This window comes from Pseudomonas sp. TE3911 (genome assembly GCF_054062775.1).
Map to the genome: position 1 here is coordinate 4,362,684 of NZ_JBSSFP010000001.1, position 16,845 is coordinate 4,379,528.

The window sequence follows — 16,845 nt, forward strand, 5'->3', positions numbered from 1 at the left end:
TCGGTGACGGCGTATTACCAACTGCTGCGCCGCGACCTCACTGCCGGCCTGCCCGCGCCACAATGGCCGGCCGGGACCGTACTGGACCATTACCGTGACGCGTTGGCGCCAGCGATTCACGCCGTACTGCGCATGACCCAGGATCAGGGCGGTGGTCGTGTCGCCAACCTCGATGAATGGCGGCAACAGTTCGTCACCGATGCCGAATTCGACCCCACGCTGTGCCTGGTCGCCAGCAACGCCGACGGTATTCTCGGCGTAGCCCAGTGCTGGACCAGCGCCTTCATCAAGAACCTCTCCATTCATCCTTGCGCTCAAGGCCAGGGGCTGGGCCGCGCGTTATTGCTGCACACCTTCCAGGTGTTCAAGCAACGTGGTGAACCCTATGTGGACCTCAAGGTACTGGAAAGCAACCTACGCGCCCGGCAGCTGTACGAGAGCGCGGGTATGGTGTTTGTACTGCGCGATGTGGTCGAAGAGGACTGACAGGCGCTGGCGCATAACTTGCTTCCAGAGAATCGTACCGGTGGAAAGAGGTAAAAACCCGTCACCGTAACTGCGTGCCCTCTGACCTAGCCTGGTGACAGATCCGCCATGAACACCCATTTTTCCTGCGTCGGTTGCGGTAAATGCTGCACCGACCACCACGTCCCCCTGACCCTCGCCGAAGCCCGTATGTGGGCGGCGGACGGCGGTAACGTCATTGTTCTGGTGGAGGGATTCCTCGGTAGCGGACTGGGCCTGCCCCAACAGCAACGCGAGCACGCCGAACGCCGTTCGGTGGTGGTGCCCAGCGGCAACACCGAAGCATTTGTGGCAATCACGTTTGCCGCCTACAACGCCGGGCGCTGCCGGAATCTTGACGAAGACAACCTGTGTCGCATCTATGAGCGTCGACCGTTGGTCTGCCGCATCTACCCGATGGAGATCAACCCGCATATCCCGCTCAACCCTGCCGCCAAGGATTGCCCGCCAGAATCCTGGGAACAGGGCCCGGCGTTGATCATCGGCGGCGAACTGATGGACCAGGAACTCGCAGCGCTGATCCAGCGTTCGCGCCAGGCAGACCGCGATGACGTGCAGACCAAGGAAGCGGTGTGCGCCTTGCTGGGCATTCGCACCACAGCGCTCAAGGGGGATGGGTTTACCGCGTACTTGCCGGACATGGGCGCATTTTCCCAGGCGATTGAGTTGGCAATTGATCTGCCGTCCGTGGCCAATGAGTGGGTGTTTCATGTGTCCGGGCTGGACATCGCCGAACAGGTGCTGGACGCCGGGGCGCAGATTGCTACCGAGGTACCGGCCAACTACGCGTTTATTTCGTTGCGGGCTGCATAGTCTCTTTATCGACCTAACCCAAAAGCGCTCATGGCGCAGCGTCTAACCGGTAATGCCGGATTATCCGCTGATACTCACCATTCTGTTTCAGCTGTTCGAGGGCACAGTTGAGTTCCTTGCGCAGTGCGGTGTCGGGCTTACGCACCGCAATCGCCACGCCATCCCCCAGCAATGCGGCCGAAATGGGCGGGCCCAGGAAGTCGAAATCCCGACCTTCGTCGGTGTCGAGCAAGGCTTCGCGAATTTCTACGGTGCCTTGCAGGGTCGCGTCGATTTCGCCGGCTATCAGACTGCGGACCAAATCATTATTGAGCCAGAAGCTCTTGACGATGACGCCCCTGTGCGCCCACTTCGTACGGGCAAACGCTTCACGATTGCTCCCCAGCAATACGCCAACCCGCTTGCCCTTGAGCGACTTAACATGGGGCAGCAGGCCTGATGTGCTGCGGCCCACCAGCCGGGTGGTAAAGGGATAGAGGTTATCGGTGAAGCTTACCCAACGCCGCCGTTCCGACGTAGGCGCCATCCCCATGATCGCGTCGAATTTTCTGGCTTCAAGGGAGAGGAAGTCTTCGACAACCACTTGGTCGACCCAAACGCAGCGCGCATTCAACTGCACGCACAGGGCATTGCCCAACTCGATATTGAGGCCAACCAACTGCCCTTGCGGGTCGCGGCTCTGGAAGGGGGGGAATTGCGCAGCAACGGCGAAGCGGATTTCGCGACGCGTTTGATCATCGGCCGCAAGGGCATCAGCCGAAAACAACAGGGCAAGCACTACACAGATGTGTATCAGGGCCAAGGGAAACGTCCTTTTCCGGAAAGACCAGCGTCGCCTCGCTCCCCCCATGAACCTCGGGGGCAGAGCAAAGGCTGTGCAAGCTTTCAAGAAACGGCAGTGGACCTACAATCAGAAAGATCAGCAGAAGCTGTAGGCAACAATCGACACAATGTGCCGCTTGTTAACCTCAGCGTTTACCCATCGAACGACGGGTGCCCGGCGGCGCCATGCCCGGTGACTTGGTGTGGCCGTTTTTGGCACCGTTCTTGTACCAAGGCTGGGCGGCATTCTTGGCCCCAGCCAGCTCACCCGGCTTGAACGGAAACTTAAACGCCGGGATCTCGGCTTTTTCAACGCCTTCAGCGCTGGCCGGATCGACGATGTCGGTCGCGTCAACAGGGGGTTGTGTCGGGGAAGTCATGGAAGCTCCGGAGCGTGCAGAAAATGATGCGGGGCCGGCTTGCGGGCCACACTGGCGCGCAGTATACCTGCGCGCCTGAGATCTTTAACCACCGCCTGTACGAATGGTCGGAGTTTGCTGACAGCGCTGTCAGTTAGCAGTCACCCTGCTGACCGGGTTGAAGGGCTATAAAGATCACTCACTCTCCCCATCCTTTGCCCCGGCGCCTCACCCATGCAGATTCAACGAAAAACCGCCCTGATTGTGGGTGTCCTCGTGGTCGTAGCGATTGCAGCCTGGGCGCTGACCCGGCCGGCCAAGACCAAGCTGGCAGTACCGACCGCGATCCCGGTCCGGGTGGTGAGCGTGGTGCAACAGGATATCCCGCGTTTTGTCAGCGGCATTGGCACGGTGTTATCGCTGCACAGCGTGGTGATTCGCCCGCAAGTCGACGGCATCCTGACCCAATTGCTGGTCAAGGAAGGCCAACGGGTCAAGGTCGGCGACCTGCTGGCGACCATTGATGACCGCTCGATTCGCGCCAGTCTCGACCAGGCCAAGGCGCAGTTGGGCGAGAGCCAGGCGCAACTGCAGGTAGCGCTGGTCAACCTCAAGCGCTACAAGGAGTTGAGCATCGACGACGGCGTGTCCAAGCAGACCTATGACCAGCAACAAGCTCTGGTCAACCAGCTCAAGGCCACCGCCCAAGGCAACCAGGCCGCAATCGATTCGGCCCAGGTCCAGCTTTCCTACACCCAGATCCGCTCCCCCGTCAGTGGCCGCGTCGGTATTCGTAACGTGGACGCGGGCAATTTCCTGCGCACCAGTGATACCCAGGGCTTGTTCTCAGTGACCCAGATCGACCCGATTGCCGTTGAGTTCTCGCTGCCGCAGCAGATGCTGCCGACCCTGCAAGGCCTGATCGCCGCGCCTGCCCCGGCGAGCGTCGACGCTTACCTGGGTGCTGACACCGACGGCCAGACCGGCGACTTACTCGGTGAAGGCCATTTGAGCCTGATCGACAACCAGATCAGCTCCACCACCGGCACACTGCGCGCCAAGGCTGAGTTCAGCAACGCCTCCCAGCGCCTGTGGCCGGGGCAACTGGTGACCATCAAAATCCAGACCGCCCTCGACAAAAATGCCCTGGTGGTGCCGCCGACCGTGGTGCAACGCGGCCTGGATTCGCACTTCGTGTACCGGGTCAAGGGGGACAAGGTTGAGGTGGTGCCGGTGCAGGTCACCTATCAAAACAGCGACGTGAACATCATCACGGGTGTGCAAGCCGGTGACGTGCTGGTCAGTGATGGCCAGTCGCGACTCAAGGCCGGTGCTCAGGTGGAGGTGCTCAAAGAACCACCGCAAGTGATCCAGACCGTCGATGCCAAGGTGCAGCCATGAGCCGCTCGCCTTCAGCCTGGTGCGTCGACCACCCGGTCGCCACCCTGCTGCTGACCTTCGCCCTGGTACTGCTCGGGATGATTGCCTTCCCTCGCCTGGCCATCGCCCCACTGCCGGAGGCGGAATTTCCGACGATCCAGGTCACCGCACAATTGCCCGGCGCCAGCCCGGACACCATGGCCTCATCGGTGGCCACACCGTTGGAAGTGCAATTCAGTGCCATCCCCGGCATGACCCAGATGACCTCCAGCAGTGCCCTGGGCTCAAGCCTGCTGACCCTGCAATTCACACTCGACAAGAGCATCGACACCGCCGCCCAGGAAGTACAGGCGGCGATCAACACCGCGTCGGGCAAGCTGCCCAGCGACATGCCGAGCCTGCCGACCTGGAAAAAGGTCAACCCGGCGGACAGCCCGGTACTGATCCTCAGCGTCAGCTCCGACAGCATGCCGAGCACCGAGCTGAGTGACTACGTGGAAACCCTGCTGGCGCGGCAGATCAGCCAGATTGACGGTGTGGGCCAGATCAACATCACCGGCCAGCAACGCCCGGCGATACGCGTCCAGGCCTCGCCTGACAAACTCGCCGCCATCGGCCTCACCCTGGCCGATGTGCGCCTGGCAATCCAGCAATCGAGCCTCAATCTGGCCAAGGGCGCGATCTATGGGGAAAACAGCGTGTCGACCTTGTCGACCAACGACCAGCTGTTTCACCCGGAGGACTACGCCCAACTGATCGTTTCCTACAAGGACGGTGCACCGGTTCAACTGCGCGATATCGCCAAAGTCATCAACGGTTCGGAAAACGCCTACGTGCAAGCCTGGTCCGGTGATACACCCGGCGTAAACCTGGTGATCTCGCGCCAGCCCGGCGCAAACATCGTCGAAACCGTGGACCGCATCCAGGCTGAACTGCCGCGCCTGCAAGGCATGTTGCCGGCGTCGGTGCAGGTCAGCGTACTGACCGACCGCACCAAGACCATCCGCGCCTCGCTGCATGAGGTGGAAGTGACGCTGCTGATCGCCATCCTGCTGGTGGTGGCGGTGATGGCGTTGTTCCTGCGCCAGTTGTCGGCGACGCTGATTGTGTCCAGCGTGCTCGGCGTGTCGCTGGTCGCCAGTTTCGCGGTGATGTACCTGATGGGGTTCAGCCTGAACAACCTGACCCTGGTGGCGATTGTCATCAGCGTTGGCTTCGTGGTGGATGACGCCATCGTGGTGGTGGAAAACATCCACCGCCATCTGGAAGCGGGCCTCGACAAACGCGAAGCGGCCATCAAGGGCGCTGGGGAGATCGGCTTTACGGTGGTGTCCATCAGCTTCTCGCTGGTGGCGGCGTTTATTCCGCTGCTGTTCATGGGTGGCGTGGTCGGGCGCTTGTTCAAGGAGTTCGCGCTGACGGCGACGGCGACCATCCTGATTTCGGTGGTGGTCTCGTTGACCCTGGCGCCAACCTTGGCCGCGCTGTTCATGCGCGCCCCGACCCACCCCGCCCACGACAAACCCGGCTTCAGCGAACGCCTGCTGGCCGGATACTCGCGCAACCTGCGCCGCGCACTGGCCCATCAACGCACCATGGCCGCCATTTTTGTGGTGACCCTGGCCCTGGCCGTGGTCGGCTACGTGTTTATCCCCAAGGGCTTCTTTCCGGTACAGGACACCGGCTTTGTGCTCGGCACCAGCGAAGCGGCGGCCGATGTGTCGTACCCGGACATGGTCGCCAAGCACAAAGCCTTGGCCGAGATCGTCAAGGATGACCCGGCAGTGCAGGCGTTTTCCCATTCGGTGGGCGTGACGGGCAGCAACCAGACTATCGCCAACGGGCGCTTCTGGATCGCCCTGAAAGACCGGGGTGATCGAGATGTTTCGGCCAGCCAGTTCATCGACCGCATCCGCCCGAAACTGGCCAAAGTGCCGGGCATCGTGCTGTACCTCCGTGCCGGCCAGGACATCAACCTCAGCTCCGGCCCCAGCCGTGCCCAGTACCAATACGTGCTCAAGAGCAACGACGGCCCGACGCTCAACACCTGGACCCAGCGCCTCACCGAAAAACTGCGTGCCAACCCGGCGTTTCGCGACCTGTCCAACGACCTGCAACTGGGCGGCAGCATCACCCACATCAGCATCGATCGTCAGGCGGCCGCACGCTTTGGCCTGAACGCGACCGATGTCGACCAGGCGCTGTATGACGCCTTCGGCCAGCGCCAGATCAACGAGTTCCAGACCGAGATCAACCAGTACCAGGTGGTGCTGGAACTGGACACCCAACAACGGGGCAAGGCCGAGAGTCTGAACTACTTCTACCTGCGCTCGCCGCTGACCAATGAAATGGTGCCGCTGTCGGCACTGGCCAAGGTCGACCCGCCCACCGTGGGGCCGTTGTCCATCAGCCATGACGGCATGTTCCCGGCTGCCAACCTGTCGTTCAACCTGGCGCCCGGCGTGGCGTTGGGTGATGCGGTCGTCATGCTCAACCAGGCCAAGAATGAAATCGGCATGCCGACGACCATCATCGGCAACTTCCAGGGCGCGGCACAGGCGTTCCAAAGCTCGCTGGCCAGCCAGCCGTGGCTGATCCTTGCGGCGCTGGTGGCGGTCTACATCATCCTTGGGGTGCTGTATGAGAGCTTCGTGCACCCGCTGACGATTATTTCCACCTTGCCCTCGGCCGGTTTGGGCGCGTTGATCATGTTGTGGTTAATGGGGCAGGACTTTTCGATCATGGCGTTGATCGGCCTGGTGCTGTTGATCGGCATCGTGAAGAAGAACGGCATCCTGATGATCGACTTCGCCCTGGAGGCCCAGCGCGTGCGCGGGCTACCGCCGGAAGAAGCGATCTACGAAGCCTGCGTGACGCGGTTCCGCCCGATCATCATGACGACACTCGCCGCACTGCTCGGCGCGGTGCCGCTGATGGTCGGCAGCGGACCGGGTGCAGAAATGCGCCAGCCGCTGGGGATAGCCGTGGTCGGCGGCCTGCTGGTGAGCCAGGCGCTGACGCTGTTCACCACGCCGGTCATATACTTGTACCTTGAGCGTTTTTTCCACCGGCCCAAACCAGCTGCCGAGCTGGCGACCACACACTGAGGCGGGTCATGCGCGTACTGATTGTTGAAGATGAAGAAAAAACCGCCGACTACCTGCACCGCGGCCTGACGGAACAGGGCTACACCGTCGACGTGGCCCGCGAAGGCGTCGAAGGTCTCCACTTGGCGCTGGAGAACGATTACGCGGTGATCGTGCTCGACGTGATGCTGCCCGGCCTCGACGGCTTTGGCGTACTGCGTGCCTTGCGTGCGCGCAAGCAGACGCCAGTCATCATGCTCACCGCCCGCGAGCGCGTGGAAGACCGCATACGCGGGCTGCGCGAAGGCGCCGACGATTATCTGGGCAAGCCGTTCTCGTTTCTCGAACTGGTGGCGCGCCTGCAAGCCCTGACCCGGCGCAGCGGTGGTCATGAGCCGGTGCAAGTCACCGTCGCCGACCTGTGGATTGACCTGATCAGCCGCAAAGCCAGCCGCAACGGTGTGCGCCTGGACCTGACGGCCAAGGAGTTCTCGCTGCTCAGCGTGTTGGCGCGGCGCCAGGGTGAAATTCTGTCCAAGACAGCGATTGCAGAGATGGTCTGGGACATCAATTTCGACAGCGACGCCAATGTGGTCGAAGTCGCGATCAAGCGCCTGCGCGCCAAGCTGGATGGGCCGTTCGAACACAAATTGCTGCACACCATTCGTGGCATGGGTTATGTGCTGGAGAACCGCAGTGCCGTCTAATTCCATCGCCTTGCGCCTGAGTGGCATGTTCACGTTGGTGGCGCTGCTGATTTTTGTGTTGATCGGTGGCGCGCTGTACCAGCAGGTCGACCGCAGCCTCGGATTGTTGCCGGGCGCGGAACTGGATGCGCGCTACAGCGTGCTGGAGTCCTCGGTGAACCGCTTCGGCACGCCGGACCATTGGGTGAAGATCAAGGCCAAGCTCAAACTATTGAGCGAGGAAGACAAGCGCATCCGCTTCTGGGTAGTCAGCACTGATCCGAACTTCGAGTATGGCGAACCGGATGCGCAGATCCGCGCCTTCGCCGAGGGCCCGAGCGGCAAGCGCGATTTGCATCTGCCGGGCTACACCCATCCGTTCAAAGTGCTGGTGAGCCAGTTTCCAGCCAAGGACCAGCGCCCGCCGTTGCGCTTCATGATTGCCATCGACACCGAGAACTTCCGCGCCACTCAGCATCACTTGCTGGTGGCATTGGTCAGCCTTGCGCTGGTTGGCGTGGTGCTGGCTGCGCTGTTGGGGTTCTGGGTGTCGCGCATTGGCCTCAAGCCCCTGGGTAGACTCTCGGATGAAGCGCGCAAACTCGCGCCGCCAAAACTCTCCGGACGCCTGCAACTGTCGCCACTCCCCCCGGAGCTCAAGCAGTTCGTCAACTCGTTCAACTCCACCCTCGACCGCGTTGAGCAGGCCTACTCGCGCCTGGAATCCTTTAACGCCGATGTGGCCCATGAACTGCGTTCACCGCTGACCAATCTGATCGGCCAGACCCAAGTGGCGCTGACCCGTGGGCGTTCGGCCGAGCATTATCTGGAAGTGCTGGAGTCGAACCTGGAAGAGCTGGAACGCCTGCGTTCGATCATCAACGACATGCTGTTCCTCGCCAGCGCCGACCAGGGCAGCAAGGCCACCAAGCTGATCGAAAGCTCCCTGGCCGATGAGGTGGCGACCACGCTCGACTACCTGGACTTCATTCTCGAAGACGCTCAGGTGCGGGTGCAGGTCCACGGCGACGCCCAGGTACAGATCGAAAAAGCCCACCTGCGCCGTGCGCTGATCAACCTGTTGAGCAATGCGGTTCAGCACACGGCGCCGGGGCAGGTGATCGATGTGAGCATTGACGTGCTGGACCATCAGGTGGCCATCGCCGTGACCAACCCCGGCGAGGCAATTGCTGGCGAGCACCTGCCACGGTTGTTCGAGCGGTTTTATCGGGTGGACGCCTCGCGTAGCAACAGCGGGGCGAATCATGGATTGGGGCTGGCGATCGTCAAGGCGATTGCGTTGATGCACGGTGGCGACGTGTTTGTGCGCAGCGAACAGGGGGGCAATACCTTCGGCATTACTCTGCCGATGTAGGCCGCCCACATGGAATCAGACCCAATCACTGTTGCGATTTGGGCAACAGTCATTCTCTTGTTACACTCTATATCGTACCGCTCACCTGCGTTAATTTGACGCATCGATGAGCGCGGCGGCAAAGGCAGCTACCCGCTTACCCGAATTTCCCTCGACTTATTTCCAGGGCTCTACACTGGGAATCTGTCTTAAAGCCGCTGATATCAGCGGCTTTTTTTTGCCGTAAAAAAGGCCAGGCACACCCCCACGACATTGGCCGTTTTCGATAGACCAAAGGAGCCTTACCGGTGAAGAACTCGCTGACGTTCACCCCGTTATTCCTCGCGATTGCAGCAACGATCGTCCCCCTTGCCCACGCGGCAGACACTACCCCTACTGAAGGTTTCATCGAGGGCTCGCACCTCAACATCAACACCCGCAACTACTACATGAACCGCGACCGTCGTGACATTCATACCGATGACAGCAAGGAGTGGGGCCAAGGCTTTCTCGGCACTTTCGAATCCGGCTACACCCAAGGCACCGTCGGCTTCGGCCTGGATGCCCACGCCATGCTCGGCCTCAAACTCGACGGCGGTGGCGGCACTGACGGCTCCAGCATTCTTCCCTACGGCAGTACTGACGGCAGCGGCAAAGCCCCCGGATCGTTCTCCACCGCTGGCGCTACTTTGAAGATGCGTGCCTTTGATACCGAGTTGAAGGCCGGTGATCTGTTCCTCAACAACCCGGTCATCGCGGGCGGCCAGACGCGCATGCTGCCGCAGACTTTCCGCGGCGTGAGCCTAAGCAATCACAGCTTCGACGGTTGGATGTTCGAAGGCGGCCAGGCCAGCTTCACCAAGCTCTACAACCAGAGCGGCCACCGTCGCATTGGCACCAGCTACGGCGCGCTGCCGACTAACACCGACAGCCAGCACATGAACTGGGCCGGCGTTTCGTTCAGCGGCATTCCCGGCCTGACCAGCAACCTGTACGCCTCCGAACTCAAGGACGTGTGGCACCAGTACTACTACGACCTGGACTACACCTACGCACTCAATGACCTGGTCAGCCTCAACCCGGGTCTGCACTACTACCACACCCAAGACACCGGCCAGTCGTTGCTCGGCGGCATCGACAACAACACCTACAGCCTGCATTTCACCGTGGGCGTGGGTAATCACAGCGTCACCGCCGCTTACCAGCGGGTCAACGGAAACACGCCGTTCGACTACATCGCTCAGGGCGACAGCGTGTACCTGGATAACTCCCAACAATACTCGGACTTCAACGGCCCCAACGAGCGCTCGTGGAAGCTCAAGTACGCCTATGACTTCGCCGGCCTCGGTATGCCCGGGCTGACCTCGGCGGTGTCCTACATCAGTGGCAAGACCGACCTGACCAAGGTCGACCCGCAAAGCCGAGGCTACAGCGCCTGGTACAGCGCCGATGGCAAAGACGCCAAGCACTGGGAACGGGATATCGACGTGAAATACGTGGTGCAAGGCGGCAAGGCCAAGGATTTGGCAATGCGTTTTCAATGGGCAACCAACCGCGGCAGCAATGGTTATTCGGCGGTTGACCGGGACGTGGATGAATATCGGGTGATTATCGACTACCCGATCAACGTGTTCTGACCCCTGGAATCTTTCTTTTTAGCCAATGATTTAATTTTCATCGGGTAGAACTAAACTGCCAGCATTCACACCGCTGAAGTCTGCCCGATGAGTCAACGCCCTGTTCGTACCTCGCCTGCACATCCTGAGCTTTTTCTGATTCTGGGCAGCGGCCTCACGGTCGCCCTGATTGTGATTATCGTTGCGGCGTTGTTGGTCCGCGAACACGCCAGCACCCTTCAGGAAGCCAAACGTTCAACCACCAACATTGCCCAACTGATCAATGCCGACGTGCTGCGCAACGTTGAATTGTATGACCTGGCACTCAAAGGGCTGATTGCGGCCAAACAACGCGAAGACCTGTCCCAGGTGGCCGCGAGTATCCAGCATCTGGTGCAGTTCGACCTCGCCACCGCAGCGCCTTTCAAGGGCGAAGTGCTGTTATTGGACCCCACCGGCGCCGTTATCGCAGACTCATCAACGCTGCAGCCGACGCCGCGTAATTTTTCTAACCGCGATTATTTCCAGGTGCACGTAAAGGACAGCCAGGCCGGTTTGTTCATCAGCCGACCGTTCAAAATCCATTGCGACTGTGACCAGGTCTGGCGCATGGCATTCAGCCGGCGAGTATCAGGACCCAACGGTGAGTTTGCCGGCGTTGCGGTCGCGACCATGCGTCTGGCGTATTTCGACCAACTGTTCAACACCCTGACCATCGGCAACGGCAGCAGCGTCAACCTGCTCAACAACAAAGGCATTTTGTTGGCCCAACAGCCGCTGCTCGAACGCGACATGATCGATAAGGACTTGAGCGAGCGACCGAACTTCAAGCGCATGCTGAGTGAAGGCAGTGGCAGCTTCCAAGCCATCTCGGCTCTCAGCGGCAAGGAGCGCCTGTACACGTTCACCAACGTCGGGGAATTACCGCTGATCGTGGTAGTGGCACTGTCCAGTGAAGATGTATTCGCCCCTTGGAAACGCGCCGCGCTGCTGACCAGTGGCGCCACCGGCATCCTGTGTATAGGTCTGTTGTGGCTGACCTGGATGCTGCGTCGTGAACTGCGACGACGCTACCGCGCAGAACGGGTGCTGTCAGAACTGGCAGCCACCGACGCCCTCACCGGCCTGCCCAACCGCCGCATTCTGGATGAACGCCTGCGCCTGGAATGGGACCGCGCCCAACGCTCAACGGAGCCGATGACGCTTCTGATGATTGACGTGGACCACTTCAAGGCATTTAACGATCGCCATGGCCATAAGGGGGGCGATGAAGCCTTGCGCTCCGTGGCCCAAGTGATCGGCGGCAACATTCGTCGCCCTGCTGATCTGGCGGCGCGCTATGGCGGTGAGGAATTTGCAGTGGTGCTTCCGATTACCGATGCCAAGGGCGCACAGGTAATCGCCGAGCACATCCGCAGCAGCGTCGAACACTTACCGCGGATAGCCGGGGATGAGCGGCCGATTACTGTGAGTATTGGTATGAGCACCTGGGATAAGCACAGTCGTATGTCGTTGGAAGCATTGCTGCTGAGTGCGGACCAGGCGTTGTATGAGGCCAAGCATACGGGGCGTAATCGGATCGTGGATGCAGCAACGCTGTCATGAGGCATCAGACTAATGTCCACAGAAGACTTGCTGTCACAGCCTAACTCACCACAACAGGCCCGCTTGCCACAGCAAGTCTGTTCACCAGAAAAACAGCCATAAAAAAAGGCCACCCGAAGGCAGCCTTTAAAAACTAAAGAAAGAGAGTTGTTACTTACACCGCCGCAACGGGACGCATGTAAGAGATCGGTGCGGTGCTGGCATCTTCGAAGGTCACGACTTCCCAAGCGTCTGTCTGCTCAATCAACTTGCGCAGCAGCTGGTTGTTAAGGGCGTGGCCCGACTTGAAGCCTTTGAACTCGCCTATCAGGCTATTGCCCAGCAGGTAGAGGTCACCGATTGCATCGAGGATCTTGTGCTTCACGAATTCGTCTTCGTAGCGAAGGCCGTCTTCGTTCAGTACACCATCCGCGTCGACCACAATGGCGTTTTCAACGCTGCCGCCGAGTGCGAGGTTGTGCTTGCGCAGGTACTCGATGTCACTCATGAAACCAAAGGTACGGGCGCGGCTGACTTCTTTTACGAACGAAGTGCTGGAAAAATCCACGCTTGCACTTTGGGTGCGGTCACGGAATACCGGGTGATCGAAATCGATCTCAAAGCTCACTTTAAAGCCTTCGAACGGGACGAAGGTGGCGCGCTTGTCGCCGTCTTCTACTGTCACTTCCCGCAGAATGCGTATGAACTTCTTGGCTGCGTCCTGTTCTTCCAGGCCGGCAGATTGAATCAAGAATACGAAGGGTCCAGCGCTGCCATCCATGATAGGGACTTCGGACGCGGAGAGCTCGACGTAGGCGTTATCGATGCCCAGGCCAGCCATGGCCGAGAGCAAGTGCTCCACCGTGTCCACTTTGACGTCACCGTTGACCAATGTGGTCGACATAGTGGTTTCGCCAACGTTTTCCGCGCGAGCAGGAATCTGCACCACAGGGTCCAGGTCGGCACGAACAAACACGATGCCGGTGTCGACAGGTGCAGGTTTGAGGGTCAGGTATACCTTCTCCCCGGAGTGCAGACCTACACCTGTGGCACGAATAATATTCTTCAGGGTGCGTTGTTTAATCATGGCTTGGACCGCTTGAGCGCAAATTGCGAACTGGTATCAACAAAGGCTGGCGATAATAGCAGACCAGACCTTTGCTGAACACCAATCACCTTCATAGCCCTGATACATTCCATCAATCGGCCTGACGACGCAGGAATGCCGGGATGTCCAGGTAGTCCAGGTCATCTTGCGGATTCGGGCTACGGGACGCCGCAGCACCGGCCTGAGCCTGGTTGCGCATCACGGTCGGACGATCCAGGTCACGGTAGTTCACCGACGGCATTTCCGGGCGCACAGGCGCTGGAGCTGCAGCCGATTGGCTGGCGTGGCTGGCATGGTTTGTATGAACGGTGTTGTCGATAACCTTTACAGGCTTCTCGATTTTCGCGCCCAGGCCGGTAGCAACCACAGTCACGTGCAGTTCGTCGCGCATGTCTGGATCGATAACGGTACCGACTTTGACCATCGCGTGCTCGGAAGCGAAGGCTTCGATGATGCTACCCACGTCGGAGTACTCACCCAGGGACAGGTCAGGACCGGCAGTGATGTTCACCAGGATGCCGCGTGCGCCTTGCAGGTTCACGTCTTCCAGCAGCGGGTTGCGGATGGCCGCTTCGGTGGCTTCACGTGCACGGTTAGGACCGCTGGCGCAGCCAGTGCCCATCATCGCCATGCCCATTTCGCTCATGACAGTACGTACGTCGGCAAAGTCGACGTTGATCATGCCTGGGCGTTTGATGATGTCGGAAATACCGCGAACGGCACCGGCCAGTACATCGTCAGCCTTGGCGAACGCAGACAGCAGGCTTGCGTCCTTGCCCAGGATGGTCAGCAATTTCTCGTTAGGAATGGTGATCAACGAGTCGACGCTTTCAGACAGCAGACGGATACCTTCGTCGGCGATCTGCATGCGCTTGCGACCTTCGAACGGGAACGGACGGGTTACGACTGCAACCGTCAGAATGCCCATTTCCTTGGCCACTTCGGCAATGATCGGGGCCGCACCGGTACCGGTACCGCCGCCCATGCCAGTGGTGATGAACACCATATTGGTGCCTTGCAGCACTTCGGCAATACGCTCACGGTCTTCCAAAGCGGCTTGACGGCCGACTTCCGGATTGGCGCCAGCGCCGAGGCCCTTGGTCACAGCAGTGCCCAATTGCAGGATGGTCCGCGCGCCGATGCTTTTCAGCGCCTGGGCATCAGTGTTGGCGCAGATGAATTCAACGCCTTCAATGTTGCTCTTGACCATATGGTTGACAGCGTTGCCGCCGCCACCGCCGACACCGATCACTTTGATGACCGGGCTGGCGGGGATGTTGTCTACGAGTTCGAACATGTTCCCTCTCCTTTCGTTATCTCTAGTTTTTTCGCCTACTGCTTACGTCGGTGTTGCGGTAAAGCTTTAGAAATTGCCTTTTACCCAAGCCTGCAACCGTTCGAACAACGGCGCTTTGGCCTCGTCGTCGCTGCGGTAGCTGTCACGGATGCTCGGGCCCGACAGGGAAATGCCGTCGGTCTGCTTTTGCAGTCCGTACAACAGCAAGCCCACACCGGTGGAATAAATCGGGTTGCGCACCACGTCTCCCAGGCCTTTGACGCCATGGGGCACGCCCAGGCGGACCGGCATGTGGAAGATTTCCTCGGCCAGTTCGACCGCGCCTTCCATCTTCGAGGTGCCACCCGTCAGCACGATGCCGGCCGGGATCAAATCTTCGTAGCCACTGCGACGCAGTTCAGCCTGGATCAGGGTGAACAGCTCGTCGTAACGCGGCTCGACCACTTCGGCCAAAGCCTGGCGCGACAGTTCGCGCGGTGGACGGTCGCCCACGCTCGGAACCTTGATGGTTTCGCCGGCACCGGCCAGCTTGGCCAGGGCGCAGGCGTAGCGGATCTTGATTTCTTCGGCGTACTGGGTCGGTGTACGCAACGCCATGGCGATGTCGTTGGTAACCTGGTCGCCTGCAATCGGGATTACGGCGGTGTGACGGATCGCACCCTCGGTGAAGATCGCGATGTCAGTGGTGCCGCCGCCGATGTCCACCAGGCACACGCCCAGCTCTTTCTCGTCGTCGGTCAGTACCGAGTACGCAGACGCCAGTTGCTCAAGAATGATGTCGTCGATTTCCAGGCCGCAGCGGCGCACGCATTTTTCAATGTTCTGTGCAGCGTTGACAGCGCAGGTCACCACGTGGACCTTGGCTTCCAGACGTACGCCCGACATGCCCAGAGGCTCGCGAACGCCTTCCTGGTTATCGATCACGTAATCCTGCGGCAGGGTGTGCAGCACGCGCTGATCGGCCGGGATCGCCACGGCCTGGGCGGCGTCGAGGACGCGCTCAAGGTCGGCGGCGCTGACTTCACGGTCACGGATCGCCACGATGCCGTGGGAGTTCAGGCTACGGATATGGTTGCCCGCGACGCCGACAAACGCCGAGTGAATCCGGCAACCGGCCATCAGCTGCGCTTCTTCGATAGCGCGCTGGATCGATTGCACAGTGGACTCGATGTTCACCACCACGCCCTTCTTCAGGCCCCGGGACGGATGCGTGCCAATACCGACGATTTCGATCGCGCCGTCTTCCCCGACCTCGCCCACCAGCGCCACCACTTTGGAGGTGCCGATATCGAGACCGACGATCATTTTGCCGCTTTGCACGTTTGCCATGGGTCCTGCCTCTTCTTAATTCTTCGCGACAGCGGGTTGCGCTGCCGTGGGCGCAGCCGGTTCACGCCAGCCGACGGCAAGGCCGTTGGCGTAACGCAGGTCGACGCTCGCAATGTTCGTAATCTGTTCTTTCAAGGTCTTGTCGTAGATGGCAATGAAACGGCGCATCTTTTCCACCAAGCGGTCGCGTCCCAGCAACAACTGGATGCCCGGGCCGGAACTGCCTGCCCCGGTCGTCAAAAACCAGCTACCCCGTTCACGCAGTTCCAGGCGTGCAATGGAGAAGCCCATTGGCCGCAGCATCTGGCTCAAGGCCTGGTACTGCTGCATTACTTGCTGCTGCGCCCGCTGCGGCCCGAACAGCTGCGGCAGGTGCTCATAGTTGGCCAGCTCACGCGGGGTGAACGCCTGGCCCTGGTTGTTCAACAGCGCTTCATCACCCCAACGGGCCACGGGCAGTTGTTCCTCCAGGCGGATCGTCACCTGGTCCGGCCACACACGTCGGACTTCGGCGTGGGCGATCCACGGCATCTGTTCCAGCTCACCGCGCATACCGGCCAGGTCGATGGTGAAGAAGCTCGCGGCCAGGTACGGGCCAATGCGCTGCTGCACCGCTTGCTGGCTGATGTAGCTCAAGTCGCCCTGCACGCTGATCTTGGTGATCGGACGGTCGGCGTACGGCAATAGACGCTGCGCACCTTCGTAAGTGCCGAAACCCAATGCCACCAGCAGCACCGGCCAGAACAGCGCCTTGAGGAAACCAAAGTTGGCTTTCGGCAGGCGCGCCGACATCGGCTCTTTAGCCACCATTCGGCTGGCACCCCGTGGCACCGGCTTGCGGCTCGGTGCTTGTGGGGGCTGATGACGAAGCGATGCGCCTTTCATG

The 16,845-nt window shown here is 60.3% G+C and carries 14 protein-coding genes; 8 read left to right on the plus strand and 6 right to left on the minus strand.

Annotated features, from left to right (window positions below; translation table 11 throughout):
- Positions 1 to 3 precede the first annotated feature (3 nt).
- Both ACVWXD_RS19785 and ACVWXD_RS19790 read left to right on the plus strand, forming a co-directional pair.
- On the plus strand, positions 4 to 486 hold the full coding sequence (locus ACVWXD_RS19785) for a GNAT family N-acetyltransferase (RefSeq protein WP_032886337.1): 483 nt from the start codon (positions 4 to 6) through the stop codon (positions 484 to 486).
- Between the two features lie 108 nt (positions 487 to 594).
- Positions 595 to 1,338 (plus strand): YkgJ family cysteine cluster protein, encoded by a 744-nt coding sequence (locus tag ACVWXD_RS19790; RefSeq protein ID WP_122764749.1) that lies wholly within the window; start codon positions 595 to 597, stop codon positions 1,336 to 1,338.
- Positions 1,339 to 1,366: 28 nt separating this feature from the next.
- Here the strand turns inward: ACVWXD_RS19790 and ACVWXD_RS19795 are convergent, their stop codons facing one another.
- Positions 1,367 to 2,140: a transporter substrate-binding domain-containing protein gene (locus ACVWXD_RS19795; protein ID WP_095183873.1), complete on the minus strand. Its 774-nt coding sequence runs from the start codon at positions 2,138 to 2,140 to the stop codon at positions 1,367 to 1,369.
- 166 nt (positions 2,141 to 2,306) lie between these two features.
- Complete coding sequence (locus ACVWXD_RS19800; protein WP_032886334.1) at positions 2,307 to 2,540, minus strand: hypothetical protein; 234 nt, start codon at positions 2,538 to 2,540, stop codon at positions 2,307 to 2,309.
- 213 nt (positions 2,541 to 2,753) lie between these two features.
- Between ACVWXD_RS19800 and ACVWXD_RS19805 the strand changes: the two genes are divergently transcribed.
- The 6 genes from ACVWXD_RS19805 to ACVWXD_RS19830 all read left to right on the plus strand — a co-directional run bounded on the left by ACVWXD_RS19805 (position 2,754) and on the right by ACVWXD_RS19830 (position 12,246).
- On the plus strand, positions 2,754 to 3,920 hold the full coding sequence (locus ACVWXD_RS19805) for an efflux RND transporter periplasmic adaptor subunit (protein ID WP_032886333.1): 1,167 nt from the start codon (positions 2,754 to 2,756) through the stop codon (positions 3,918 to 3,920).
- Complete coding sequence (locus tag ACVWXD_RS19810; protein WP_181642823.1) at positions 3,917 to 7,006, plus strand: multidrug efflux RND transporter permease subunit; 3,090 nt, start codon at positions 3,917 to 3,919, stop codon at positions 7,004 to 7,006. Before ACVWXD_RS19805 ends, ACVWXD_RS19810 begins: the two co-directional genes overlap by 4 nt.
- An 8-nt stretch (positions 7,007 to 7,014) precedes the next feature.
- Entirely contained in the window at positions 7,015 to 7,692 is a 678-nt protein-coding gene (locus ACVWXD_RS19815) for a heavy metal response regulator transcription factor (protein ID WP_032886331.1), read from the plus strand.
- A complete protein-coding gene (locus ACVWXD_RS19820; RefSeq protein WP_181642824.1) occupies positions 7,682 to 9,046 on the plus strand; it encodes a heavy metal sensor histidine kinase in 1,365 nt (454 codons plus the stop codon). The genes ACVWXD_RS19815 and ACVWXD_RS19820 overlap by 11 nt, the downstream gene beginning before the upstream one ends.
- A gap of 287 nt (positions 9,047 to 9,333) precedes the next feature.
- On the plus strand, positions 9,334 to 10,662 hold the full coding sequence (locus ACVWXD_RS19825; RefSeq protein ID WP_099601153.1) for an OprD family porin: 1,329 nt from the start codon (positions 9,334 to 9,336) through the stop codon (positions 10,660 to 10,662).
- 87 nt (positions 10,663 to 10,749) lie between these two features.
- Complete coding sequence (locus tag ACVWXD_RS19830) at positions 10,750 to 12,246, plus strand: sensor domain-containing diguanylate cyclase (protein WP_099601152.1); 1,497 nt, start codon at positions 10,750 to 10,752, stop codon at positions 12,244 to 12,246.
- 154 nt (positions 12,247 to 12,400) lie between these two features.
- Here the strand turns inward: ACVWXD_RS19830 and lpxC are convergent, their stop codons facing one another.
- The 4 genes from lpxC to ACVWXD_RS19850 form a co-directional block, all read right to left on the minus strand.
- Positions 12,401 to 13,312 (minus strand): UDP-3-O-acyl-N-acetylglucosamine deacetylase, encoded by a 912-nt coding sequence (gene lpxC / locus ACVWXD_RS19835; RefSeq protein ID WP_003171886.1) that lies wholly within the window; start codon positions 13,310 to 13,312, stop codon positions 12,401 to 12,403.
- Between the two features lie 112 nt (positions 13,313 to 13,424).
- On the minus strand, positions 13,425 to 14,630 hold the full coding sequence (gene ftsZ / locus ACVWXD_RS19840; RefSeq protein ID WP_095183868.1) for a cell division protein FtsZ: 1,206 nt from the start codon (positions 14,628 to 14,630) through the stop codon (positions 13,425 to 13,427).
- A 66-nt stretch (positions 14,631 to 14,696) separates the two neighbouring features.
- Positions 14,697 to 15,959, minus strand: a complete 1,263-nt coding sequence (ftsA, locus tag ACVWXD_RS19845) for a cell division protein FtsA (RefSeq protein ID WP_032886326.1) — start codon at positions 15,957 to 15,959, stop codon at positions 14,697 to 14,699.
- A gap of 15 nt (positions 15,960 to 15,974) precedes the next feature.
- Positions 15,975 to 16,844: a cell division protein FtsQ/DivIB gene (locus tag ACVWXD_RS19850; protein ID WP_032886325.1), complete on the minus strand. Its 870-nt coding sequence runs from the start codon at positions 16,842 to 16,844 to the stop codon at positions 15,975 to 15,977.
- Between the last annotated feature and the right edge of the window lies 1 nt (position 16,845).

Excerpts from the sequence above, each read along its gene's own strand:
- ACVWXD_RS19810 (WP_181642823.1), top strand. The coding sequence starts at position 3,917 with ATGAGCCGCTCGCCTTCAGCCTGGTGCGTCGACCACCCGGTCGCCACC.
- lpxC (WP_003171886.1), bottom strand. The coding sequence starts at position 13,312 with ATGATTAAACAACGCACCCTGAAGAATATTATTCGTGCCACAGGTGTA.
- ACVWXD_RS19815 (WP_032886331.1), top strand. The coding sequence starts at position 7,015 with ATGCGCGTACTGATTGTTGAAGATGAAGAAAAAACCGCCGACTACCTG.
- ACVWXD_RS19790 (WP_122764749.1), top strand. The coding sequence starts at position 595 with ATGAACACCCATTTTTCCTGCGTCGGTTGCGGTAAATGCTGCACCGAC.
- ACVWXD_RS19805 (WP_032886333.1), top strand. The coding sequence starts at position 2,754 with ATGCAGATTCAACGAAAAACCGCCCTGATTGTGGGTGTCCTCGTGGTC.
- ACVWXD_RS19830 (WP_099601152.1), top strand. The coding sequence starts at position 10,750 with ATGAGTCAACGCCCTGTTCGTACCTCGCCTGCACATCCTGAGCTTTTT.
- ACVWXD_RS19800 (WP_032886334.1), bottom strand. The coding sequence starts at position 2,540 with ATGACTTCCCCGACACAACCCCCTGTTGACGCGACCGACATCGTCGAT.
- ACVWXD_RS19850 (WP_032886325.1), bottom strand. The coding sequence starts at position 16,844 with ATGAAAGGCGCATCGCTTCGTCATCAGCCCCCACAAGCACCGAGCCGC.
- ftsZ (WP_095183868.1), bottom strand. The coding sequence starts at position 14,630 with ATGTTCGAACTCGTAGACAACATCCCCGCCAGCCCGGTCATCAAAGTG.
- ftsA (WP_032886326.1), bottom strand. The coding sequence starts at position 15,959 with ATGGCAAACGTGCAAAGCGGCAAAATGATCGTCGGTCTCGATATCGGC.